Below are 671 nucleotides of genomic sequence, written 5' to 3'. Positions count from 1 at the left end.
GTTGGTTTTCCTCTGCTTTCATACGCGAGTTCAAGCGCTTTTAGCGTTAAATTAGTATCTGGCGACAACGACATGGCCCAGCCAACGACTTTACGTGCAAATAAATCAATAACAACGGCTAAATAAGCCCAACGATTACCTACCCAAATATATGTCACATCACCACACCACACGGTATCAGGCTCAACAACATCAAATTGTCTATCAAGCAGGTTTGGAATTTCAAGGTGTTCATTACCGCCGCGTTTATATGAATGTTGAGGTACTTGGCAGCTTTCAAGCTTTAATTTAACCATTAGCTTAGCAGCACGATAACGACTCAATTCAAAATCATTGTTCGTTGCTATTGCCGCGATTGTCCGCGCCCCAGCTGAGCCACCGCTCATTGCATGTATTGCTTTAACTTCAGCCTCTAGCCTTACTTGCTCTGACGTCGGCGTTGTATCCCGCATAGCCCAATATTTATAGCTGCTACGATGCACATTGAATACGTTACACAGCACGCTAATTGGGTAACGCTCTCGTTGATTTAGTTTCTCGATTAACGAGAATTGTTCAGGGAGTCGGACATCAAGAGAGCGGTAGCCTTTTTTAATATATCCTTTTCTAATTCGATGCGTTGGATTTGCTTTTTAAGTTCGCGGATTTCAATTTGTTCGGGCGTCATTGGC

The 671-nt window shown here is 43.4% G+C and carries 1 pseudogene; it reads right to left on the bottom strand.

The features are described 5' to 3' along the window. A pseudogene (locus tag I6F49_RS20270) lies at positions 1–671 on the bottom strand (IS3 family transposase); the annotation flags it as partial.

This window comes from Pseudoalteromonas sp. SWN166 (assembly GCF_015864485.1).
Lineage (GTDB): Bacteria > Pseudomonadota > Gammaproteobacteria > Enterobacterales > Alteromonadaceae > Pseudoalteromonas.
The sequence above is the reverse complement of the archived record's forward strand: the minus strand, read 5'-3'. Positions and strand labels throughout refer to the sequence as shown.